The organism is Pseudomonas sp. MDT1-85, assembly GCF_054898065.1.
In genome coordinates this window covers 2666218-2687676 of record NZ_CM142715.1, presented here as the reverse complement: position 1 = coordinate 2687676, position 21459 = coordinate 2666218, and the positions used below count along the sequence as shown (strand labels likewise).

The following is a 21459-nucleotide window of genomic DNA, read 5'->3' as shown; positions in this document are numbered from 1 at the left end:
ACAGGGCTTACGACCGTTTATCGCATTGTTCAAATCGCCATCAACCCCTCAAAACCGCGGCAAATCCAGCAGCGGCAAGCACTTGATGGCAAATAGCCCGTGAAATCGGGGTTTCCTGCCCCGGCAACCCGTCATTTTGCTGACACGCTTTCCCACGGCTGGGCTATACCCCTTTTGACAGTCTCATTTCAGTTACATCCACCGTTTTACGAGGCACGCCAATATGGACGTGAGCGTATTTGGTACGGGTTACGTCGGTCTGATACAAGCTGCGGCATTGGCCGATGTCGGACATCGCGTCCTGTGCGTCGATATTGATCCCAACAAGATCAGGCAACTGCAACAAGCCGTGCCCCCGATCAGCGAACCGGGACTGTCCAGCACCCTGGAAGACAACATCAAGACCGGGCGCCTGCTCTTCTCCACTCAGGCCAGTGACGCGGTCGAACATGCCGAGTTGATTTTCATCGCGGTGGGTACTCCCGCCGATGAAGACGGTTCCGCCGACCTCAGCCATGTGCTGAGTGTCGCTCGGCAGATCGCCAGTTTCATGGAGTCCGACCGCACCCTGATCATCAAGTCCACCGTACCGGTGGGCACCGCGGACCAGGTGGCGAGCGCCGCCAACGAAGAACTGCAACGCCGTGGCAAAGAGGCGTTGAACGTGCGGGTGGTGTCCAACCCCGAGTTTCTCAAGGAAGGCAGCGCCCTGGCCGATTGCATGCGCCCGGACCGGATCATCGTCGGTACCAATGACGATGAGGCGCGCAACCAATTGAGCGAACTCTATGCACCGTTCTGCCGTAACCGCGAAAAGCTCATGTTCATGGACAACCGCAGCGCCGAACTGACCAAGTACGCCGCTAACGCAATGCTCGCCACCCGCATCAGTTTCATGAACGAACTGGCCAACCTCACTGAGTTGCTGGGGGCCGACATTGAGGCGGTGCGCAAAGGCATCGGCTCGGACCCGCGCATCGGCTACCACTTCATCTACCCCGGCTGCGGCTTCGGCGGTTCGTGCTTTCCCAAAGACCTGCGTGCCCTGCTGCACACCGCCGAACACAACGGCATGCCATTGCGTCTGCTGCGCAGCGTCACCGAAGTGAACGACAGCCAGCGGCACATCCTCTTCAGCAAACTGCAGGCGCTATTTCCCGAGGGCCTGGTCGGCAAATCCATCGCGATTTGGGGCCTGGCCTTCAAGCCCAATACCGATGACATGCGCGAAGCCCCCAGCCGTTATCTGATGGAGGCACTGTGGGCCGAAGGTGCGAGCGTGCAGGCTTACGATCCGGAAGCCATGTCCGAGTGTCGGCGCATTTACGGCTACCGCAATGACCTGCACCTGTGCGCCACCCGCGACGACACTCTGGAGGATGCCGACGCGCTGGTGATCTGCACCGAGTGGAAGAATTTCCGTGTGGTCGATTTCGACCTGCTGGCGAGCAAGCTGCGCGCGCGGGTGATCGTCGACGGGCGCAACCTCTACAACCCGGAACACGTGGCGGCGGCCGGTTTGCACTACAGCGGCATCGGGCTTCGGCACATCGCTCCCGAGGTGCCACGGCCATGAAAATCCTCGTCACCGGAGCGGCCGGTTTCATTGGCGCCCATTGCGTGTTGCGGCTGTTAAGCGACGGGCATGAGGTGTTCGGGCTGGATAATTTCAACGATTTCTACGACCCGCAACTCAAGCACGACCGCGTGGATTGGGTGCGCAAACAAGTCGGCGATTTCCAACTCGCGAAAGTCGATGTGGCCGACGCCACGGCCCTCGACGCCTTGTTTGTTCGTGAACAACCGCAGGTGGTGATTCACCTCGCGGCCCAGGCCGGGGTGCGTTACTCCCTGGAAAATCCCCGGGCCTACGTCGACAGCAATCTGAGCGGGTTCCTGAACATCCTCGAAAGCTGCCGCCACCACCCGGTCAAGCATTTGATCTATGCCTCATCCAGTTCGGTGTACGGCGCCAACCAGCACACGCCTTACTCGGTCAAGGACTGCGTTGACCATCCGTTGTCGCTGTACGCCGCGACCAAAAAAGCCAATGAGCTGATGGCCCACAGCTACAGCCATCTGTTCGGCATTCCCTGCACCGGTTTGCGTTTTTTCACTGTGTATGGGCCTTGGGGCCGACCAGACATGTCGCCGATCCAGTTCGCCCGGGCGATTGCCGAAGGTAAGCCGCTGAAGCTGTTCAACTACGGCCAGCACCAGCGTGATTTCACCTACATCGACGACATCATCGAAAGCATCGCCCGTCTGCTCGAACGCGCGCCCCAAGCAGCACCGGACTGGAATCGCGAACAACCGGATCCGGCCAGCAGCATGGCGCCATGGCGCATTTACAACATTGGCGGACAACAGCCGGTGGAGCTGAAGGACTACCTGGCGCTGCTGGAAAAACACCTCGGACAAAAAGCCCTCGTCGAGTTGCTGCCCCTGCAACCAGGCGACGTGCTCAACACCTGCGCCGATGCCAGCGATCTGGCCCAGGCCACCGGTTTCCAGCCACGGATCGAGCTGGATGAAGGACTCGGACGATTCATCGCCTGGTTCCGTGACTACTACCCACTGCGCAACGCCCACTCGCCACTCGCGCCTGGGCTTCAGCGGAGGACTCTATGACTGGACAAGAAAAAGGCATGTTGCTCAATCACATGCAGCGTGACAAACGCCTGGACCCCGAACACCGAATGCGCCTGGACACAGCGATCCACATGCAGGGCCGCGGCTGGATGACTGGCCGCTACGGTGGTCGCCCCTGGACCCTGTCGCGAACCAACCGGGTGGTTGCATGCCTCGGCGCGCTGGTGATTCTGCTACTGATCTCCCCTGTGCTGCTGGGCCTGGCGCTGGTAATCAAGTTCAGCAGCCCGGGGCCGGTGATGTTCGTGCAGAAACGCACCGGCTACCGCGGCCGCCTGTTCGGCATGTACAAGTTTCGCACCATGGTGGCCAACGCCGAGGAACTCAAGGAGTCCCTGCGCCACCTGAACAAGCACGGTGCAGACGCCATCGATTTCAAGATCGATGACGACCCGCGGATTACCCCCATCGGTAGCTTCCTGCGGCGCAGCAGCCTCGATGAGTTGCCCAACCTGATCAATGTAGTCTGCGGCGACATGCGTTTGGTAGGCCCGCGACCGACCTCGTTCAACGCCTATCGCTACAAGGACAGCCACCTTGCACGCCTGAGCATCTACCCCGGCATGACCGGCCTGTGGCAGATATCCGGGCGCAGCAATATCGACTTCGACCAGCGCGTTGAGTTGGACCTCAGCTATATCGCCGAGCAGAGCCTTTTGCTTGATCTGAAGATCCTGTTGAAAACCCCCTTCAAAGTATTCAGCGGCCACGGAGCGAGTTAAATGGACGGTTCATCGAACAAAAGCCTGACCATCGCCAGCCCGAGCGAGTCCAACCTGACCTCGACCGTGCTCGACCTGGATCTGCGGATCCTCTTCCTGACCGCTGCCAATCCAGGCGCCGGCACCACCACCAGCGCCCTGGCGCTGGCCAGCCAACTGGCGTCAATGAGCAGCGGCCAAGTGCTGCTGGTGGATGCCAGTCAATCGGAGAGCAACCTCACGCAACAGCTGGGGCTGACCAAAGAGCGCGGCTTTCGCGACCTGCTGTTCAACGCCTCCCCGCCATTGTTGCAGGACTGCCTGGTGAACATCTCCAGCCTGCCCTTCCACATCCTGCCCAATGGGCGGCAAGTCCGCGGCGCCGAGCACCTGACGACTGAACAGCTGGCCCCGTTGCTCAACCAACTGGGCGATCGGTATCGCTTCGTGGTGATCGACGGCGACGCGGTGTACTCGGCCGCCGACACCCTGGTCATCAGCACCTTGGCGGACGGCGTGATCATGGTGGTGCGCGCCGAAGACACGCGCTGGGAAGTGTCCCAGGCCGCGGCCCAGCGCCTGACCCAGGCCGGCGCAAAACTGGTGGGCAGCGTCTTCAACCGGCGCAAGTACTACATGCCCAAATGGCTCTACAAAAACCTGTAAGCAACCGCAGAAAAGGATGACGCCATGAACGCCAAAATGCTTGTCCTGCTGTTGCTGCCGCTTGCAGGCTGCTCCAGCACCAGTGAAACCCGGAATATGCCGGTGCAGATCCTCACGGCCGAACCGGCCAATGCCCAGGCCACCGACATGCCCAGGGTCGAACAGACCTTGCGGCCCAAGGACGTGCTGGATGTGATTTTTCACATCAGCACCACTGGCTCGGGCGCTTACCGCATTCAGTCCGGTGATCAGGTCGCCCTGAACTTCACCGCGGCCAGCCAGCTCAACGGCACTCAACTGGTGCTGCCCGACGGCACCATCGAACTGCCGGGGGCCAACACCGCGGTGAAAGTCGCCGGGCTGACGTCGGTCGAAGCGCGGCAGGAGATCCAGCGAGTCTATGAGCGCAAAGCCCTGTTCCAGCCAAATCGCAACCAGGTGACCGTGCTGGTCACCAGCCCGCTGAGCAACGAGCAGAACCTCAGAACCACCTTGAGTCACCCCGCTACTGGCATGAGCCGGGAGATCACGGTGGGCAACGATGGCTATGCGAGTTTCCCGGAAATCGGCTCGGTGCCGCTGCAAGGCATGACCGTCAACCAACTGGAAACCTTCCTCAATCAGCGCTACGCGCAATTGCCGGGACGGATGAAGGTCGACGTCATGCTCAAATCCACGTCGGGCAACGAAATTTATGTGCTGGGTGAAGTCGCGCAACCGGGCTCCTACCCGATCAACCGGCCAGTCTCGGTGCTTGAAGCGCTGACCCTGGCCCGTGGCACCAACGTCAAGGCGCGGCTCGATTCGGTGGTGATCATGCGCCGCAACGGCAACCAGGTGCAGGCCGTGCACTACGACGTGGAAAAAGCCTTGTCCGGTGACGCGTCGCAGATTGCTTACCTGCAGCCGAACGACATGCTCTACGTGCCGAAGACCAAACTGGCCAGCGCCGGTGAGCTCGCGCGGCAACTGGCGGACGTGGTGTTGTTCCAGGGGGTAGGCTTCGGTTTCGGCTACCGCGTCGACAACAAAGGCAGCGACAACTAACGCTCAGGTGACCGACCATGAACCCAAAGGAAAACTACCTGCATGAGTTCTTCAGGATTTTCTTCGCCAACAAAAAGTTGGTGAAGCGAGTCTTCCTGATCTTTGCGGTGATCGCGCTGGTCTTGCCGCTGATGCTCAAACAGAGCTTCGACATCACCGCGCAGGTGATCGTGCAGTCCAAAAAACTCTCCCAGGGAGACGCCACCACATCCCTGACCCAAGGTGATGCCTCTTTCATTCCGCCGTCACTGGCGGATATGGAAACCGAGAGCAATATCCTGCGTTCGCCGGCCCTGATCCGTCAGACCATCAGCGACCTGCGGGACAAAGGCGAGTACGCGCCCAACCCCGGGATCTTCAGCAGACTGGTGACCGAACCGATCAAACGTTTTGTGACCACCCCCTTGCGTGAATACGTGATCAATCCGGTGCGTGATGCATTCGGGCTTGAGACCGATCCCGTGCGCGATACCGACCTGGATGTCTTCACCCAGCAGGCCACCGAAAACCTGAAAATCGAGACCCTGCCGGGCTCCAACGTGATCTCCATTGTCTACAGCTTTGGCGATCCGGCCCAGGGCACCCGGTTTGTCGCGGCGCTGTTGCAAAACTACCTGGCCAGCCGTCAGGAACTGCAATCGATCGACCTGCCGCAGAGCTTCTACGAAACCAAGAAGAAGCAATATCAGGTGCGTCTCGATGGCCTGGAAGGCACACGACTGGCGTTGCTCGAAGGAGTGGCTTCGTCCGATCCGAAGGAAGAAATCACCTTCCGCCTCAACGCCATCAACACCGAGGAACAGGCCCTGAGCCTGTATCAGGATCGCCTGCTGCAAAGCCAGCGCTGGCTCGACTACCTGAAAACCGCCCTGACGTCAGCCACCAATACGTCCCGGCTCAGCGATTACACCTTCCCCTTCACCTTCACCACCACGGTGGACAACATTGCGTTCGAAGACCGCGAGATCAGACAGCTCGGTGAGCAACTGACCACTCAGGTCAGCCGCTACATGAACGACCTGGCGGTCTTCCAGCCGGGCAGTGAACCGATGCTGTTGACCCGCGAGCAGATTTCCCGCACCCGTCAGCAGTTCCTGAAAATCGTCAGCAACCGGATTCAGGAGCGGACCAACGACCTGGCGATTGTCACCTCGGTGATCAAGCAGAAAACCGCGCGCATCGCCGACTTCAAGGACCGCATCCATCAGTTGCAAGTGGCTCAAAGCAAACTTGCACAGATGGACACCGAGATCAATGCCTTGCACGCGGCGTTCTCCACCTACGCCCAACGCTTTGCCGAAAGCAGTACCGCCGGTTTGCTGGACAACGATATGTCCAACGCCCGGGTACTCAGCCCGCCGTACGAACCGACCGATGCGGCGTTTCCCAAACCGATCCTGATCATTCCATTCGGGATGCTGACCGGTCTGCTGCTGGCGATTGCCTTCGTCTACGTGCGTGAGTTCTTCGATCACCGCTTCAAACACCCAGCGCAAATCACCCATGAACTGGGCTTGCCGGTGTTGTTGGTGATCAACGAGCAAGACGTCCTGCCGAACAACCCGCACAAAAACTGGACCGTGCCTAGCTTCGTGCATTGGGTGCGCCATTGAACGGGCCGCTCAGCGCCAGCGCTCTGCCGATCATGCATTTGATCAGCAGCGGCGGCTTCTATGGGGCTGAGCGGATGCTGCTGGACCATTGCCTGGCGACGCCGGGGCAGCACCAAGTGCTGTTTCTCGATGCGCCGCCAGTGCTGATCGCGCGATTTCGCGAGGCTGGGGTCGACTGCCGCAGCTTCACGGGTTTGAGGGAACTGCTGCGTCATTTACGTCAGCGGCGGGCTGAACAACCGCTGATCAACACGCACAATTTCAGGGGTTTGTTGTTTGGCTGGGTGAGCGCCACGTTGCTGGACTTGCCGTTGGTGATAACCCAACACGGTTTCACCCCGCGCAGTCACAAGCAACGCCTTTACGGCTGGGTGAGTTTGCAATTGTGCCGTACGGCGTCGGTGCATCGCGTGGTTTGCGTGGCCGAAAGCATCGCCGTGCTGCACCGCCAGGCCAGTGTCCGGACGGAGAAACTGCAAGTGATCCCCAATGGTCTGCCGAAGGCCAGCGGCCTGCTGCCCCTCAATGCCCCGCACTCGCGCTGGCTGGCGGGCTACGTCGGGCGGCTGAGCAATGAAAAAGGCCCGGACTTGTTTCTCGATGCCCTGATTCCGCTCTGTCAGCAACACCCGCAACTGGATGCCGTAATGCTCGGCGACGGCCCGGAACAGCAAACCCTGCTGACGCGGATTGCCGCCGCCGGCTTGCACAAACGCATCACCCTGCCGGGTTACCAGACCGACATGAACCGGTGGTGGCAGCAACTCGATGCGCTGGTGATCAGCTCGCGCACCGAGGGCACGCCGATGATTTTACTGGAGGCGATGCAGGCCGGAGTGCCGGTGGTGGCGTTCAGCGTCGGCGGGATTCCCGATGTGCTGGAGGACCGGCACAACGGCCTGCTGGCGACACCCACCGACAGTGCCGCCCTCGCCCGACAGATCGATACGCTGCTGAATGAGCCGGCACTGGCTCGTGAACTGATCGACAACGCAAGACGTACGCAATTGGACCGTTACGACCTGAAGGCTTTGGCCGAACGCTGGTCGCAGCTTTATATCCGTACTGCACGGGAGGCACGCGCGTGATCTTTCCGCTCTCGATCGTCAGTTTGCTCGCCCTGGTCTGCCTCGGTTTGCTGGCCAGCCCTTATCCGTATCTGGCACCGGGCGCGGTGCTGGGCCTGGTGGCCATCGCGGTGCTTTACCGAAAACCTGCCTGGGGTTTGTTGGGCATCGCGGCGCTGGTGCCATTCGAAGGTTTCTTCAAGGGCAATGCACTGTCGGGGACCAAATTCATCGGTGCTTCGCTGGCACTGATCCTGATGTTGCAACTGGCCCTGCACCAGATTCCGTCCGAGCGCCTGCGCAGCAACATCTGGCGCTGCCTGATCTGGTTCATGGTGTTGTACCTGTTGAGCATGATCAATACCGACAACCTGGACATGTCCCAGAGTCATCTGCGGGATCTGAGCGTCGGTCTGGTTCTGTTTGTGATCACCTTGCTGATCGGCCGTGAATTGAACCTCGATCTGTTCGCCCGGCTGGTGACCCTCAGCGTCAGCGCGACCTGCGCGCTGGCCATGCTCTTTGCCAAGTATCAGGACCAGGGTCGCGCCGCCGGGTTGCTGGAAGACCCGAACTCCTTCGCCCTGCTGATCGCCTTCGCCGTGCCATTGGGCCTGCTGTTGGTGATCCGCAGCCCGAACCTGTTGCACCGGTTGTTCTGGAGCGCCTGCTGCATCTTGCTGCTGGGTGGCATGACCAAAACCGATTCCCGCTCCGGGCTGGTGGTGCTGTTCCTCAGCTTGATGATCGGCGCCTGGCACTACCGCGCGCAGCTGCCGCGCATCCGCCCGCGTCATCTGGGCTTTGCCATGCTCGGACTTGCGATCGTGATTCCGCTGGCCATTTACTCGATGCCGGCCGGTTACGTCGCGCGCATTCAGTCTTTGAGTATCTTGAAGGCCGGTGCCAAGAGCCAAGACGAATCCCTCGGCCGCCGGGCGTCATACATTGTGGTCGGCAGCCAGATCATCCAAGAGCACCCATTACTCGGTTCCGGCCCCGGCACCTTCCCGTTGCACTACGCCACCTCCGGTTACGCCAAAATATTTTCCGCCAACCGCAAGCCCGGCGACCTGTATCGCCGCGCTCACAACACCTACCTGGAAATCTTCAGCGAAGTGGGGATTCCCGCCGGGTTGTTGTTCGTCGGCATGCTGGGCCTTGGGATGTACAACCTGATCCGCGCCCGTCACGCCTGGTTGCTGCGACGCAACTGGGAACAGGCCGACATGATCACGCACCTGGGCATGAGCTATCTGTCGCTGTTGCTGTTTTTGATGTTCCTCAGCGCACCGAATCACAAATACCTGTGGATCATGCTCGCGCTGACTTTTGTGTTGCGCCTCAAGGCTGAAGAACGTCCGCCGACGGAGGCTAGCGCATGAACCGCATCAGCCTCGTCATCCCGATGTACAACGAAGCCCGACACATCGGCCGTACCTTGCTCGCCGCGAAAAAAGCCGCCGAGGCTGCCGGGCTGGAGTGCGAGCTGATCGTGGTCGATAACGGCTCCCACGATCAGGGCCCGCACATCGCTCGCCAGTTCGGTGCGCAGGTGCTGGTGCTGCCCGGCCTGCTGATCGGCGCCCTGCGCAATCGCGGGGCGGCGATGGCGACGGGCGAATGGTTGGGTTTCATCGATGCCGATATCGAGGTGCCCGAGGATTGGCTGACACGGCTGCTCGAACTGGCGTCCGGCGGTCAGGCCGATGTCCTCGCCCTGGACTTGCACACCCCCGTCGAAGCGCCGTGGTTTGCCACGGCCTGGCAACGTCGCATGACCCGCCCGACCACTCATGCCTTGCACCCTGTGCAGTGGCTGCCCAGCGCCAATCTATTGATGCGTCGCAACTGGTTCGACAAGGTCGGCGGCTTCGACGAAACCCTGCGCACCGGCGAAGACAAGGCGTTCACCTTGCGCCTGAGCGAAGCCGGCGCGCGATTGCTCGCGGTCAACCAAAGCGTTGCCTTGCATTGGGGTTACGAAGGCAGTTGGCGCGAATGGATGGGCAAGGAGTTGTGGCGCCAGGGCAGTCATCTGCAACTGCTGCGCACCCAGGGGATGAGCCTGCGCTTGCTGCGGTTCCCGGCCTTTTCGATGGGCATCTGGGGGCTGGGTTTCATCGCGCTGTCCGCCCTGCTCAATGGTTTTCCCAAAGCGGCGTTATTCATCGTGTTCATTACCAGCCTGCCAGCGCTCGCCCAAAGCCTGCGCCAAAGCCTGAAACACCGTGACCTTCGCCTGATGCTGCAATTGTGGGGTCTGCACTGGGTGCGCCTGCACCTGACCGGTGCCGCGCTCATTTTGAGCCTGTGTCATTGGAATGCCAGGAGGCCGGCCCGTGGCTGAATTCATTTTCTGGATGTGCCTGCTATTGCCGGTATATGCCTGGCTCGGCTATCCGCTGCTGCTGACACTGATCGCGCCATTGTTCCCCGCGCGGCGTCATGCGCCAGCGCCACCGATGAACGTGAGCATCATCATTGCCGCGCACAACGAGGCCCGGCATATCGAAGAGAAATTGCGCACCCTGCTCGCCCAGGATTACCAGGCGCATTCGCTACACATCATTCTGGCCAGCGACGGCTCCACGGACGACACCGTGGCCTGCGCCCACAAGGTCATCGACCCGCGCATCAGCGTGCTCGACCTGCCCCGTCAGGGCAAGGCAGCCACCTTGAATGCCGGTGTCGCCCTGAGCACGGGCGAGATTCTGGTGTTCACCGATGCCGACAACCAATGGTCGACCAACACCCTTGGCCAGTTGCTCGCGCCCCTGGCCGATCCAGAGGTCGGGGCTTGCGCCGGGCATATGCTGATTCCCGTGCCAGGCAAAGGCCTGAGCCTGGGCGACAGCCTTTATCGGCATTACGAAGGCTGGTTGCGCAAGGTGGAAAATCGCACCGGCTGCATGGTCTCCGCCGACGGCGCCTTGCTCGCCCTGCGCCGCGAGTTGTTCCAGCACGTGCCGGCGGAGGTCAACGATGACTTCTTTATCAGCACCTGCGCACCGGTGGCATTCAAACGCATCGTCTATGTGCCCCAAGCACAAGTGATCGACCAGGGCGTCGACGAAATCGACAAGCAATGGCGTCGTCGCCAGCGCGTCACCGTTGGCGGCCTGCAAAGCCTGGCTCAGCGCCGGGAGCTGCTGAACCCTTGGCGCCACGGCTTGTATGCGATTGCACTGATCAGCCACAAGCTGATTCGACGCCTGGCACCGATCCTGTTGCTGCCGTTGCTGCTGAGCAATTTCTGGCTGTGGAATGTACATGGCTTCTATCGCCTGAGCCTGATCGCGCAATTGCTCGGTTACGCGGTGGCCATCGTCGGCCTGCTGGATGTGCAACACCGTTTGCCCAAACCTTTTCGCCTCGCCGCGTTTGTTCTGGTGACCCTTGCCGGGATGAGTATCGGTCTGTGGCAGTTCCTGCGCGGCCAGCGGTACGCGCAATGGAACCCCGAGCAAAATCGTTGAAAGGACCGCGCCATGGCGATCAAACAATTATTAAAACGCACCAGTGGCTGGCTTTATCTCAACTCGCCGGTAGGCCGTCACCAACTGCACGGTGCCGGCTTAATCCTGATGCTGCATCGGGTGCTGGCCAATGACCGCGCCGCCGACCTGCCCCATCGCAATGAACTGTGCGTCGGACCGAAGGCATTCGAACATCTGCTCACTTGGTTGAAAAAGAACTTCGACTGCGTGCCACTGATGGAGATTTTGCAACCCGGCTCCGTCAGATCCGAACGGCCAAAAGTCGCGCTGACCTTCGACGACGGCTGGCGCGACAACGGGCTGAATGCCTTCCCGTTGCTAAAGAAGCATCAGGTGCCGGCAAGCATTTTCCTCTCTACCGATTTCATTGGCAGCCGGCAACGCTTCTGGTGGGAAAGCCTGGGAGAAACCCTGTGGCACAGCCACGGTGAAAAAGCCCGGACGCATTTGATTGAATGCCTGCAACAGCTTGGGCGACCGCTACCGGTGCTGCTCGATGATCTGGATGTCCAGCGCCGCAGCCTGGCGCTTTTGCATTTTCTGCAAAGCCTGAAATCCCTGGCCCCGGGTGAACTGAACCAGCTCACCGATCAATGCCCGGAGGAGTCGTTGCCCCAAGCTCTGGACTGGCATCAAGTACGCGCACTGGAAGCCAGCGGGTTGATCCGCTTCGGTCCCCATGGCGCCAGCCACGCGATCCTCACCGGCCTTGACGATCAATGCCTGGATGAGGAACTGAACCGCAGCCGCAATGCCCTGCTGAACGGTTGCAACCGGCCGCTGCCGGTCTACTGCTACCCCAATGGCGACCATGATGCGCGGGTGCGCGAACACGTGGCGGACCACGACTTTCCGTTTGCCCTGAGCACCGTCCCCGGCATTTATCGTGGTATCAACGATCCATTAGCCTTGCCGCGGATCGGCATCAGCCAGCGTACGGCGCGCAATCCGGAGTTGCTGTCCTGGCGCATCTACCGCGGAGCCCGACCATGAGTCGCAATCACTACCTCAAACACTTGGCCCTGAGCATGGGCACCAAACTGGCGATGATCGCCCTGCGGCTGCTGCGCAACGTACTGCTGGCGCGGATTCTGGGGCCTAGCGAGCGCGGTCTGTTTGCCTTGCTCAGTACCCTGCCCGATTTGATCAGCGCCGCCACCAGCGGCGGGCTGAATTCGGCGGTGGGGTATCAGGCGGCCAAGCAACGGCCCATGGGTTTGCTGCTGAGCCAGGTGCTGGTGTTCGGTTGCCTGCTGGCCGGTTTGCTGACGCTGCTGGTGGTGGCGCTGGTGCGAGAGTTCGGGGGCGAACTCGACATCACCACGCAACTGGGATTGCTCGCTTGGCTGTTGCTGTTGGCGGTACCGCTGACCGTGCTCAAAAGCGGCCTGCTGACCTTGCACAATGCATCGGGCGCAGTGGTGGCGTTCAATGCCTTGCGACTGGTGGAATCACTGGCGCCCCTGCTGCTGTTTCTGGCCTTGTTCTGGATGTGGAAAGACGCGGCGCTGGAAGCGGCGCTGATCAGTTGGCTGGCTGGCATCAGCCTGGTGGTGCTGGCCGGTTGGTTCTGGCTCAGGCGCGCTCAGCCCTTGAAGTTGCAATGGGACCGCGCCGGCCAGAATGAACTGTGGCGCTACAGTGCTCGCAGCCATCCGGACCTGCTGTTCCAGCAAGTGATTCTGCGCTCCGATTTCCTGTTCATCGGCGCCCTGCTCGGCAGCACCGCATTGGGTCATTACGCCATGGCCAGCGCCGCCGCGGAGCTGCTGCTGATTGTCCCGGAAGCGGTGACCACGCCGCTGATGAAACGCCTGCTGCAACAGGACGAAGGCATGGATCGCCTGACGCCGTTGGCGCTGCGCCTGACCGCCACGGTGATGCTCGGTGCCTGCCTGACCATGGCGGTGATCGGTGAATGGCTGATCATCACGCTGTTCGGCATCGCCTATCAACCGGCCTACCCGGCGTTGCTGGCGCTGCTGCCGGGGCTGCTCGGTCTTTGCTATGCGAGCATCCTGCGCCTGGACTTGCTGGGCAAAAATCGCCCCGGCACGATTTCACTATTGATGGGCCTCGGCGCGTTGCTGAACCTGGGCCTGAACCTGTTACTGATCCCGGTTTACGGCATCGTCGGCGCCGCGACGGCATCGTCCATCGCCTACCTGGCGGTAACCGTCGCGCTGCTGGTGATGTATTGCCGGTTGAGCGGCGTACCGGTCTGGCAAACCCTGATCATCCTGCCCAGCGATGTGGCCCCGATGCTTCAGATGCTGCAACGGAAATCGGCATGAAACGCCTGATGCTGCTGTTGAGCCTGGGCCTCGGTTTGAGCGCCCAGGCGGCGCCCATGCGCTGGGCTGATATTCGCGACGGCAGCCTGTACCTGCAAACGGATCGCCCCGACACGCTGACTATTCGCTGGGTTCCGGCGTGGCAGGCCGATGCCAACGAAGAACGCCTGTACCTGCTCGACGGCAACGGCAACCTGAAGGGCGAACGCCTGATCGCCGCCAGTGAAACCCGAGGCAAGCAGAGCTGGCCACTGGCGCCGAGTGCCGCCAGTTATCGACTGGAAATTCCGGGCTACAGCTTCCGCCGCTACACGATCGAACACGACGAGCATACCGTGGCGTTGTTCGCCCCGGCCAAGGTGCATTTCAGTGCCGAAACCCGCGGCGGCGATGAGCTGTACTTCAAGGTCGCGCCGGGGGAACACGCCGTACTGGCTGGCAAGTTCCACGGTGGGATCAACACCCTGCAAGCCCAGCGCGTGAGCGACAACAAACAGCTATCGCTGGCGCTGAAACCCCATCGCGCCTATTGGCAGTTCGATCAGGTGGCATTGCCCGTCACTCAGGACGAACAGGTCTGGCGCCTGCGCCTGCAAGGCAGCGGCAAGGTCGCGTTCTGGCTGGATGGCACGGCGAATCTGTTTGCCCAGAAACCGCAGCAGCTCAAACCGTTGCGCGAGGACGATGGCCAGACCCGCTTGACCCTGCACAAAGAGATGCTCGGCCCCACCCCGAACCTGGGCATTTATTTGCCCTACGTGCTGCCCCCTCAATCCAGCTTCGCAGTGCTCGATGCCCTCAAGCCCCAGGCGGGCACCTATTACAGTTTCGTCGACGTCACTGCGCAAAATCCGCACCACGAAGATGCGTTCCGCCAGCTCTATCAGAACCGCTTCGGCATCACCCAGGACCTCACGCTGTTGGCCGGCAGCAAGCGTCAGGCGGATTTGCGCGCCGACACTCAAAGCAACGCCGGCCTCGATGCCTGGCTCGCCGCCACTCGCGCCCTCGGCGGCACAGGTACTCATTACATCGCGTTCGCCGACGAGCCGAACCTCAACTACCCGAGCTACGCCGACTACCAGGCGATCTTCAACAGCATGGCCCGGCAAGTGCGCAGCGATCCGGCCAACGCCAAGGCCGGTGTGCGTATCGCCATGCCCGCCACGTCGCGCTTCGTCAACGGCCCGTTCGCCGACAACGCCGCCGACAAGCGCGGTATCGACTGGGCGCGGCGCCTGCTGGCCGAATCCGGCGAGCAGATTGATGCCCTAGCCTGGCACGAATGGATGATTCGTGACTTGCTGGCGACCCGAATTTATCGCGACAGCGTGCGCCGCGCCGCCGAACTGGTGGGCCTCGATGCCAAGGGCCGGCCACGCAAAGCCCTGTTGCTGGATCAGACCAACCTGTCCAGCGGCTCAAGCCTGAGTCCTTACGATCAGGAAACCCATTTCGCTTCGCTGTGGTGGACCTCGGTGGTCATCAACTCGGCGCAGGACGGGTTGCTGGACATGCTCAACTGGTTCCAGGCTGCCGACGAACCGACTTACCCCAAAGGCATGGTGCGGGTGCTGGGCGGCGATCGTTTCGAACTCAAACCGGTGGGCCTGGCCCAGCAATTCATCCAGCAGCACTGGCTGAAAAACGTGATGCGCCTGGACAACGACGCTTTCGAAGTCGATGTGCTGGCCATGGCCACCGACCGCCAGCGAAGTTTGCTGGGAGTCAACAAGGGGGTGCGCTTGCAGCGTGTCGATCTGGGCGGAGCGACTTGTCCGCTGGCCAAGGGAGCGCTGGTGTACTTCGGGGCCGACAACCGCAGTCGTAGCGCTCAGTTCAATTGTCACGACGGTCGCGTCAGCTTCGACCTGCCGGGCGAAACCCTGTTTGCCTTGAGCTGGAGCGCCTCATGAACGCCGTCAATTTGCGCATTCTGCACGCCTACCAATTATTCGGTCGCTGGCGCTTCTTTCGTGAGACCCGTTACAGCGACTCACGCCTGGCTGCTCTACGCAAACCGTCCCGTTCACCTGTTCCTGAGGCGGTGGTCTGAACTTATGGTGGCGCGATTCGAATGGCGCACGTCGTTGTGCGCCCCGGACTTTCCGGCAGCGGCCTATGAGGGGTTGCGACTGCGTGTGACCGATCACACGCCGTTCAACACCCTGGCCTGGCTGTACGCGTCGGAACAGGCACTGACCGCCGGGGAACGCTTGCACGTTCTGCTGGGCTGGCAAGGTGATGAATTGGCCTTGTGCCTGCCGCTGGTGGCGTCCGTGGAGCGCTTTGGAAAGCTGCCATTTCGGGTCCTGCGTCACCTCGGTTATCCCCTCACCGATCGCCTGGCCCTGCTCACCTGCCTCGATGCCGACAGCATGCGCAAGGCGCTGGTAATCATCCGCCGTCGCTTGCCCCATGCGATGCTGCAACTCAATGAATTGTCCGAACCCATTGGCGAAGAAAGCGCGCTGACCGCATGGATGGCCCACAGCTCGACCGGCGAGCGCCGCCTCAGCTGCCGGGTGCCGGTGCATTTGATCAACGAGACCGACCGCCAGGAAGTGTCCGGCGACCCGCGCTATAAACTGCGCCGAGCGCGTAAACGCATCTTGGCCTATGGCGCCCAGGTCCGACGCATAGCCCCTGACGCGGCCACCATCGGGCCTTTATTGCAGGCCCTCAGCGAAGTCGAAGCGCAGAGCTGGAAAGGCGTCGAAGGCGTGGGGATTTTCACCAGCAACCGTAGCCGACAATGGATCGACCTGGCCTTCACCGCCCTCGCCGAACAGGGACTGCTGCGGGTGGTGCTGCTGGAACTCGACGGGCGCTGCATCAGCTACCGGCTCGGCTTGCTGGAACAGGGCCGGCTGTTCGACTACAACCTGGCGTTCCTGCCGAAATACGCCGATCTGGGCAGCGGTCGTGTGCTGCTCGAAGAGTGGATTCTCTGGGGGCTGGACGACAACTGGCACTGGATCGACGCTTCGCGGGTCAGCCTGAAGAACTCCAGCCATCAACTCCAGGAGCGCATGACCGGGCAACTGGAGCACTGGCGCTGGAGTTTCTACTCCTGGCGCCCCAGCGGTCTTGCTCTGGGGCTGGCCATGCGACTCTGGCACTGGCTAAAACCCTGGTTGAAAAAGTGGCGGGCCTGGCGTGCAGCCGCACTGGTTGTTCCTGCTTCCACTCCCACACCCGCGTCTACTGAAAAAAACATGGAGGGAAAACATGCCCCGCCAAGTCATAGTCAACGCTGACGATTTCGGCCTCAGCCTGAGCGAGAACGCGGTGATCCTGGGCGCCTTCCAGGCCGGGGTCATCAGCTCCGCCACCGCCATGGCCAACATGCCGGCCTTCGAGGAAGCTTGCGTGCTGGCCCAGCAGCCGTTGCTCAAAGGGCGAATCGGCTTGCATTTCAACCTCACCTACGGCCGGCCGTTGAGCCCGTCGATTCTTTCGCGTTCGACATTCTGTAACAGCGAAGGCCTGTTCGACCTCAGCCTGCCCCGCCACAGTCTCTGGCTAAACCGCCAGGATCGCGACGCCGTACTGGAGGAACTCGAAGCCCAATGGCAACGCTGCCTGGACAACGGCCTGCGCCCCAGCCACATCGATTCCCATCAGCACGTGCACAACATCTGGCCCATTGGCGAAATCGTCGCGCGTTTCGCCGCCTGCCGAGGGGTGCCCGTGCGACTGGCACGCCATTTGGGAAATAACCTGAGTGTGCCCAAGCGGGTGTTCAAGACATTGTTCAATCATCGATTGAACCGCCTGGCCGGAGCGACCGCCGAGTACGTATGCACCCCGGTGGACCTACGCAACGTGGCGATGCCGGTCGATGGCCTGCTGGAAATCGTCGTCCACCCGACCCATATCGGCACCGATTTTGGCGACATCTATTTAAACCCCGGAGAGTCTCTGGCTCACATGCTGGAGCTGCGTCTTCCGGGCATTCCGAGAGTGTCCTATGCCGTCGTGCCAAGGGCGTTCAAAGAGGAACCGCAGTACTCGGCTGAGCTACAAACGTTGCAACCTTGATTTATCGCCATTGAAAAAAACGTTCCCCACCCAACCCTGGCTTCAGCCACGGAGGACTTCATGAGCGCCATCGCCAAGCTTCGCGAACGAATCAAACAAAAAGGCCTGCTTCACACGCTCCAGATGCTCTGGAACCGCTATGTGTACTTGCACCGAGAGCTGCTGTGGTTGGGACGCGATCTGGTCACCCCAATAGCGCCGCACAAACTACGGCCCTACACGGGCTTGCGCCTGGTGACGATTACCCAGGAGAACGCCACGGCTTTCACCAGGTATTACGGTAACCGCGTCAAGGCCATGGCCCAAATCGCGTCCGAAGGTCACACCGGGCACATGTATCTGGACGAGGAAGGAGATGCCGTCGGATTCATCTGGGGCAGCCTCAGTGACTACTTTGACCAGCACTATTACGGTTGCTGGTTCAGGGTCAAACCCGGTGAGTTTTTCCAGTTCGGCGGCGAAATGATCCCTCTCTACTTCGGCTCCAGCCTGTCGGTGGACGCCCAGTACAATATCTGGGGGGCGATGCGGGCCCAAGGTTGCGACAAGGTCATGGACGTCTGCGATGCCCGCAACATCCAGGCCATGAAAATGCACCTGCGCATGGACTATCAGGAACAGGGGCGTATCACCCACGTCTACGACCTGTTCGGCCGCTGGCGCTTCTTCCGCGAAACCCACTACAGCGGCTCGCGACTGACTGAGCTGCGCAAACCAGCGCAACCGACGGCGACTGCGGCGCAGGCGTGATGTCAGTTAAGCCGTAATGCAATCTGTAGCAGCTGGCGAAGCCTGCGTTCGGCTGCGAAGCAGTCGTAAAATCAGAGATCGCAGTGCATCAGGCAGACCGCATCAGCCGGGTTCACGACTGCTTCGCAGCCGAACGCAGGCTTCGCCAGCTGCTACAAAAGTGCGTCGCGGCTGAAACGGATTGCTCGAGAAGGCGTGATGTTGGTTACACAATTCTCGGCACTACGTTGTTCGCCTTCACCGCCACCAACGTGTAACACAACGGCAACTGCGCCTTTTGCTGCTGATACCGATCGTAGAGTTCTTCGCGATTGGAATGCGGGTACTCCCTGAAGTGGCTGATCTGCAACCCCGCCTCGACGGCACCGGTGAAGATGGCGCCCAGGGTGTGGACGAACCAGTAGGACGCTGAGGCCTGCTGTTCGACTTTGCCTTCGTAGACGATCGGCTGGCTCTGGACGAAAGGTTCGCTGCGAAAATACGAGTCGTCCGGGCGATAGGGATCGGCTGAATCGGGGTCGAACATTTCCAGGAACGGGTGGGTTTCGTACACCACAAGCGCACCGCCGGGCTTGAGGGTTTGCGCGGCATGGCGCAAGAATTCGGCGATGTCCGGCATCCAGTTCAATACGCCGATGGTGATCAGTGCCACATCGGTTGGAGCAACCCGGTGAGGGTGTCATCCAGGCAGGAAAAATTGCCATGGCACACGGCACTCAGACGGGCCCGCCACTCCGGGGTGTCCTTGTGGTGTCGGGCGGAATCATTCCACGCATCGCGATTGCTGGCGATGACTTTTTCTTTTGTCGGCATATCCATTGCACGCTCCAGAAGCCGGGTCTTTGATTGACCGGCACGAGTCTAGCTCAGTGTCAGGAAAAACCACATCAGGGGTTGTTGCGTTCTTGGCACTTCACCTTTTGCTCATCGACGGGGGCTTTCGGACGACACCATCAAGCAGTTAGATGGATAAGTCCGTGAGAACGTACGGGACTGATTCCCGAAAATCCTTGTGGAAGCGAGCCTGCTCGCGATTGCGGTTTGATATTCAACATTGATGTTGCTTGACCAGACGCCATCGCGAGCAAGCTCGCTCCCACAGATCGGATGATTCCGCTGAGTTGCCCATGAAGATCAAGGGATCGCAGCCTTCGGCAGCTCCGATGTATTCAATCCCCCTGAGCTGCCGAAGGCTGCGATCTTTTGATTTTCGACGGCTACCGATAACCACGAGCCTGCACGCTGAACAACTGTGCATAACGCCCGCCCGCCGCGACCAGGCTGTCGTGATCGCCTCGCTCAAGGATCGAACCCTGGTCGAGCACGATGATGTGGTCGGCATTGCGCACGCTTGAGAACCGGTGAGAAATCAGCAACGTCATGCGGCCTTCGGTGTGTTGACTGAAATGCTCGAACACCGCCGCTTCCGCCGCCGGGTCCAGGGCCGAGGTGGGCTCATCCAGAATCAAAATATCGGCGTCGCGGCGCATGTAGGCGCGAGACAAGGCAATCTTTTGCCATTGCCCACCGGACAGCTCCTGCCCACCGGCAAACCACCGTCCCAATTGCGTGGCGTAACCGCGATCCAGACGCTCGATAAAGGGCGCGGCCATGCCCTCGGCGGCCGCTTGTTGCCAACGCGCTTCATCGTTGAACGCAAGGGTATCGCCCACGCCGATGTTCTCGCCCACCGAGAATTGGTAGCGAATGTAGTCCTGAAAAATCACGCCGATGCGCCGCCTAAGCGCCTCTTCATCCCAGGACTGCAAATCGCTGCCATCCAGCAAAATACGGCCCTGATCGGGGCGATACAGCCGAGTCAGCAACTTGATCAGCGTAGTTTTGCCCGAACCGTTTTCCCCCACCAGCGCAACGCTGTGCCCGGGCCGCAGGTGCAGATCGATGCCCTGCAAAGCGTCGCGACTCGCCCCCGGATAACGGAAACCAACGCTCTCGAAACGCAAACCATCGCCGGGCACCGCGCCCGCGGTAAGGCTTGCGCTATCGGCAATAACCGGTTCGGCCAAGTACTCGTAGAGGCTCGACAGGTAAAGACCATCCTCGTAGAGACCACTGATCGCGCTCAAACTGCTGCTCACGGCCGCCTGCCCCTGCTTGAACAGCACCAGGTACATGGTCATTTGCCCGAGGGTGATAGTGCCGTGAACGGTATCGACCACGACCCAGGCATAAGCCAGATAAAACGCAGCGGTGCCTAGCAGCCCCAGTACAAAACCCCAGCCATCGCGACGCAATGTCAGACGCCGGTCTTCGGCGTAGAGACGCGTAAACGTGTCCCGATAACGCTGCAACAGCAGCGGCGCGAAGCCGAACAGCTTCACCTCTTTGATGTAGCCCTCATGGGAAAGCAGCGTCTCGATGTAATTCTGCTGCCGACTCTCCGGCGCCCGGCGCGTGAACAGGCGAAAGGCATCCCCGGAAAAATGCGCTTCGGCAAAGAATACCGGTAACGCCCCAACCACCAGCAGCACCAGCGCCCACGGCGAAAAATGCACCAGCAACACACCGAAGCTGATCAACACGATCAGGTTCTGGATCAGCCCCAGCGACTTCATTACCAGTGCCAGCGGCCGGGTCGATGCCTCGCGCCGCACCCGTACCAGCTTGTCGTAGAACTCGGAATTCTCGAACTGCACCAACGATAACGTCTGGGCTTTCTCCAGAATCATCGTGTTGACCTTCTGCCCCAACTGCACCCGCAACAGCGATTGCTGAACCGACAATGCACGCTGTGTCCCGGATAGCAACGCAAGCACGCCTGCCTCAAACAGCACATACCGCACAACCGGCCATAACGGCGCACTGCCTTGGTGGGCGTGCAACTGCATGGCGGTAACAACGGCGTCGACAATGCGCTGCCCCAACCAGGCCGCCAGCGCCGGCAGCACACCGGCAATCAGCGTCGCCAGCACTAACCCCAGAAACAGCCCACGGGACGTTCCCCAGACCAGCAACAAGGCACGTCTCGCCTGGTCGAGCAAAGAGGCGAAACGGGTCAGGACGAGCATAGGGGGATGGACTCAGGTGGCGGATGTCAAAGGAGCGCGGCAGGTTATATGGTACGTGGAGCGGTGTACTCTACTTGGATAGAGGCGATAAACCTC

The 21459-nt window shown here is 60.8% G+C and carries 17 protein-coding genes and 2 pseudogenes; 17 read left to right on the top strand and 2 right to left on the bottom strand.

Going from position 1 to position 21459, the window contains the following annotated elements:
- Positions 1-223 precede the first annotated feature (223 nt).
- The 17 genes and pseudogenes from ACYZT2_RS12120 (at position 224) to ACYZT2_RS12040 (ending at position 18334) form a co-directional block, all read left to right on the top strand.
- Positions 224-1576, top strand: a complete 1353-nt coding sequence (locus ACYZT2_RS12120) for a UDP-glucose dehydrogenase family protein (protein WP_461972368.1) — start codon at positions 224-226, stop codon at positions 1574-1576.
- A complete protein-coding gene (locus ACYZT2_RS12115; protein ID WP_461972366.1) occupies positions 1573-2631 on the top strand; it encodes an NAD-dependent epimerase in 1059 nt (352 codons plus the stop codon). The genes ACYZT2_RS12120 and ACYZT2_RS12115 overlap by 4 nt, the downstream gene beginning before the upstream one ends.
- Positions 2628-3374: a sugar transferase gene (locus ACYZT2_RS12110; RefSeq protein ID WP_461972364.1), complete on the top strand. Its 747-nt coding sequence runs from the start codon at positions 2628-2630 to the stop codon at positions 3372-3374. The genes ACYZT2_RS12115 and ACYZT2_RS12110 overlap by 4 nt, the downstream gene beginning before the upstream one ends.
- On the top strand, positions 3375-4019 hold the full coding sequence (locus tag ACYZT2_RS12105; protein ID WP_461972362.1) for a CpsD/CapB family tyrosine-protein kinase: 645 nt from the start codon (positions 3375-3377) through the stop codon (positions 4017-4019).
- A 24-nt stretch (positions 4020-4043) separates the two neighbouring features.
- Positions 4044-5066 carry a polysaccharide biosynthesis/export family protein gene (locus ACYZT2_RS12100; protein ID WP_461972360.1) on the top strand — a complete coding sequence of 341 codons (1023 nt, stop codon included), beginning with the start codon at positions 4044-4046 and terminating at the stop codon, positions 5064-5066.
- Between the two features lie 17 nt (positions 5067-5083).
- Positions 5084-6679: a GumC family protein gene (locus ACYZT2_RS12095; RefSeq protein ID WP_461972358.1), complete on the top strand. Its 1596-nt coding sequence runs from the start codon at positions 5084-5086 to the stop codon at positions 6677-6679.
- Between the two features lie 32 nt (positions 6680-6711).
- Positions 6712-7767 (top strand): glycosyltransferase family 4 protein, encoded by a 1056-nt coding sequence (locus ACYZT2_RS12090; RefSeq protein WP_461973080.1) that lies wholly within the window; start codon positions 6712-6714, stop codon positions 7765-7767.
- Positions 7764-9131, top strand: coding sequence for an O-antigen ligase family protein (locus tag ACYZT2_RS12085; protein ID WP_461972356.1), 1368 nt, complete (start codon positions 7764-7766; stop codon positions 9129-9131). Before ACYZT2_RS12090 ends, ACYZT2_RS12085 begins: the two co-directional genes overlap by 4 nt.
- The gene (locus ACYZT2_RS12080; protein WP_461972354.1) at positions 9128-10096 is read left to right on the top strand and encodes a glycosyltransferase; all 969 of its coding nucleotides are present in this window, start codon (positions 9128-9130) and stop codon (positions 10094-10096) included. Before ACYZT2_RS12085 ends, ACYZT2_RS12080 begins: the two co-directional genes overlap by 4 nt.
- Positions 10089-11225: a glycosyltransferase family 2 protein gene (locus ACYZT2_RS12075; protein WP_461972352.1), complete on the top strand. Its 1137-nt coding sequence runs from the start codon at positions 10089-10091 to the stop codon at positions 11223-11225. Before ACYZT2_RS12080 ends, ACYZT2_RS12075 begins: the two co-directional genes overlap by 8 nt.
- Positions 11226-11237: 12 nt before the next feature.
- The gene (locus ACYZT2_RS12070; protein ID WP_461972350.1) at positions 11238-12239 is read left to right on the top strand and encodes a polysaccharide deacetylase family protein; all 1002 of its coding nucleotides are present in this window, start codon (positions 11238-11240) and stop codon (positions 12237-12239) included.
- Positions 12236-13540 carry a lipopolysaccharide biosynthesis protein gene (locus ACYZT2_RS12065; RefSeq protein WP_461972348.1) on the top strand — a complete coding sequence of 435 codons (1305 nt, stop codon included), beginning with the start codon at positions 12236-12238 and terminating at the stop codon, positions 13538-13540. The genes ACYZT2_RS12070 and ACYZT2_RS12065 overlap by 4 nt, the downstream gene beginning before the upstream one ends.
- A complete protein-coding gene (locus ACYZT2_RS12060; protein ID WP_461972346.1) occupies positions 13537-15456 on the top strand; it encodes a hypothetical protein in 1920 nt (639 codons plus the stop codon). Before ACYZT2_RS12065 ends, ACYZT2_RS12060 begins: the two co-directional genes overlap by 4 nt.
- Positions 15457-15470: 14 nt before the next feature.
- A pseudogene (locus tag ACYZT2_RS12055) lies at positions 15471-15596 on the top strand (N-acetyltransferase); the annotation flags it as partial.
- A gap of 4 nt (positions 15597-15600) precedes the next feature.
- Positions 15601-16800 carry a GNAT family N-acetyltransferase gene (locus tag ACYZT2_RS12050; protein ID WP_461972344.1) on the top strand — a complete coding sequence of 400 codons (1200 nt, stop codon included), beginning with the start codon at positions 15601-15603 and terminating at the stop codon, positions 16798-16800.
- Positions 16772-17584 (top strand): ChbG/HpnK family deacetylase, encoded by an 813-nt coding sequence (locus tag ACYZT2_RS12045; RefSeq protein WP_461972342.1) that lies wholly within the window; start codon positions 16772-16774, stop codon positions 17582-17584. Before ACYZT2_RS12050 ends, ACYZT2_RS12045 begins: the two co-directional genes overlap by 29 nt.
- Positions 17585-17644: 60 nt before the next feature.
- A complete protein-coding gene (locus tag ACYZT2_RS12040; RefSeq protein WP_461972340.1) occupies positions 17645-18334 on the top strand; it encodes an N-acetyltransferase in 690 nt (229 codons plus the stop codon).
- A gap of 205 nt (positions 18335-18539) precedes the next feature.
- Here ACYZT2_RS12040 and ACYZT2_RS12035 read toward each other — a convergent pair.
- Both ACYZT2_RS12035 and ACYZT2_RS12030 read right to left on the bottom strand, forming a co-directional pair.
- A pseudogene (locus ACYZT2_RS12035) lies at positions 18540-19153 on the bottom strand (class I SAM-dependent methyltransferase).
- Between the two features lie 398 nt (positions 19154-19551).
- A complete protein-coding gene (locus tag ACYZT2_RS12030; protein ID WP_461972338.1) occupies positions 19552-21363 on the bottom strand; it encodes an ABC transporter ATP-binding protein in 1812 nt (603 codons plus the stop codon).
- Positions 21364-21459: the final 96 nt, after the last annotated feature.

Coding starts and splice junctions, on each gene's coding strand:
- ACYZT2_RS12090 (WP_461973080.1), top strand. CDS start 6,712: ATGCATTTGATCAGCAGCGGCGGCTTCTATGGGGCTGAGCGGATGCTG.
- ACYZT2_RS12095 (WP_461972358.1), top strand. CDS start 5,084: ATGAACCCAAAGGAAAACTACCTGCATGAGTTCTTCAGGATTTTCTTC.
- ACYZT2_RS12115 (WP_461972366.1), top strand. CDS start 1,573: ATGAAAATCCTCGTCACCGGAGCGGCCGGTTTCATTGGCGCCCATTGC.
- ACYZT2_RS12080 (WP_461972354.1), top strand. CDS start 9,128: ATGAACCGCATCAGCCTCGTCATCCCGATGTACAACGAAGCCCGACAC.
- ACYZT2_RS12120 (WP_461972368.1), top strand. CDS start 224: ATGGACGTGAGCGTATTTGGTACGGGTTACGTCGGTCTGATACAAGCT.
- ACYZT2_RS12060 (WP_461972346.1), top strand. CDS start 13,537: ATGAAACGCCTGATGCTGCTGTTGAGCCTGGGCCTCGGTTTGAGCGCC.
- ACYZT2_RS12050 (WP_461972344.1), top strand. CDS start 15,601: ATGGTGGCGCGATTCGAATGGCGCACGTCGTTGTGCGCCCCGGACTTT.
- ACYZT2_RS12070 (WP_461972350.1), top strand. CDS start 11,238: ATGGCGATCAAACAATTATTAAAACGCACCAGTGGCTGGCTTTATCTC.
- ACYZT2_RS12065 (WP_461972348.1), top strand. CDS start 12,236: ATGAGTCGCAATCACTACCTCAAACACTTGGCCCTGAGCATGGGCACC.
- ACYZT2_RS12110 (WP_461972364.1), top strand. CDS start 2,628: ATGACTGGACAAGAAAAAGGCATGTTGCTCAATCACATGCAGCGTGAC.
- ACYZT2_RS12030 (WP_461972338.1), bottom strand. CDS start 21,363: ATGCTCGTCCTGACCCGTTTCGCCTCTTTGCTCGACCAGGCGAGACGT.
- ACYZT2_RS12045 (WP_461972342.1), top strand. CDS start 16,772: ATGCCCCGCCAAGTCATAGTCAACGCTGACGATTTCGGCCTCAGCCTG.
- ACYZT2_RS12100 (WP_461972360.1), top strand. CDS start 4,044: ATGAACGCCAAAATGCTTGTCCTGCTGTTGCTGCCGCTTGCAGGCTGC.
- ACYZT2_RS12040 (WP_461972340.1), top strand. CDS start 17,645: ATGAGCGCCATCGCCAAGCTTCGCGAACGAATCAAACAAAAAGGCCTG.
- ACYZT2_RS12105 (WP_461972362.1), top strand. CDS start 3,375: ATGGACGGTTCATCGAACAAAAGCCTGACCATCGCCAGCCCGAGCGAG.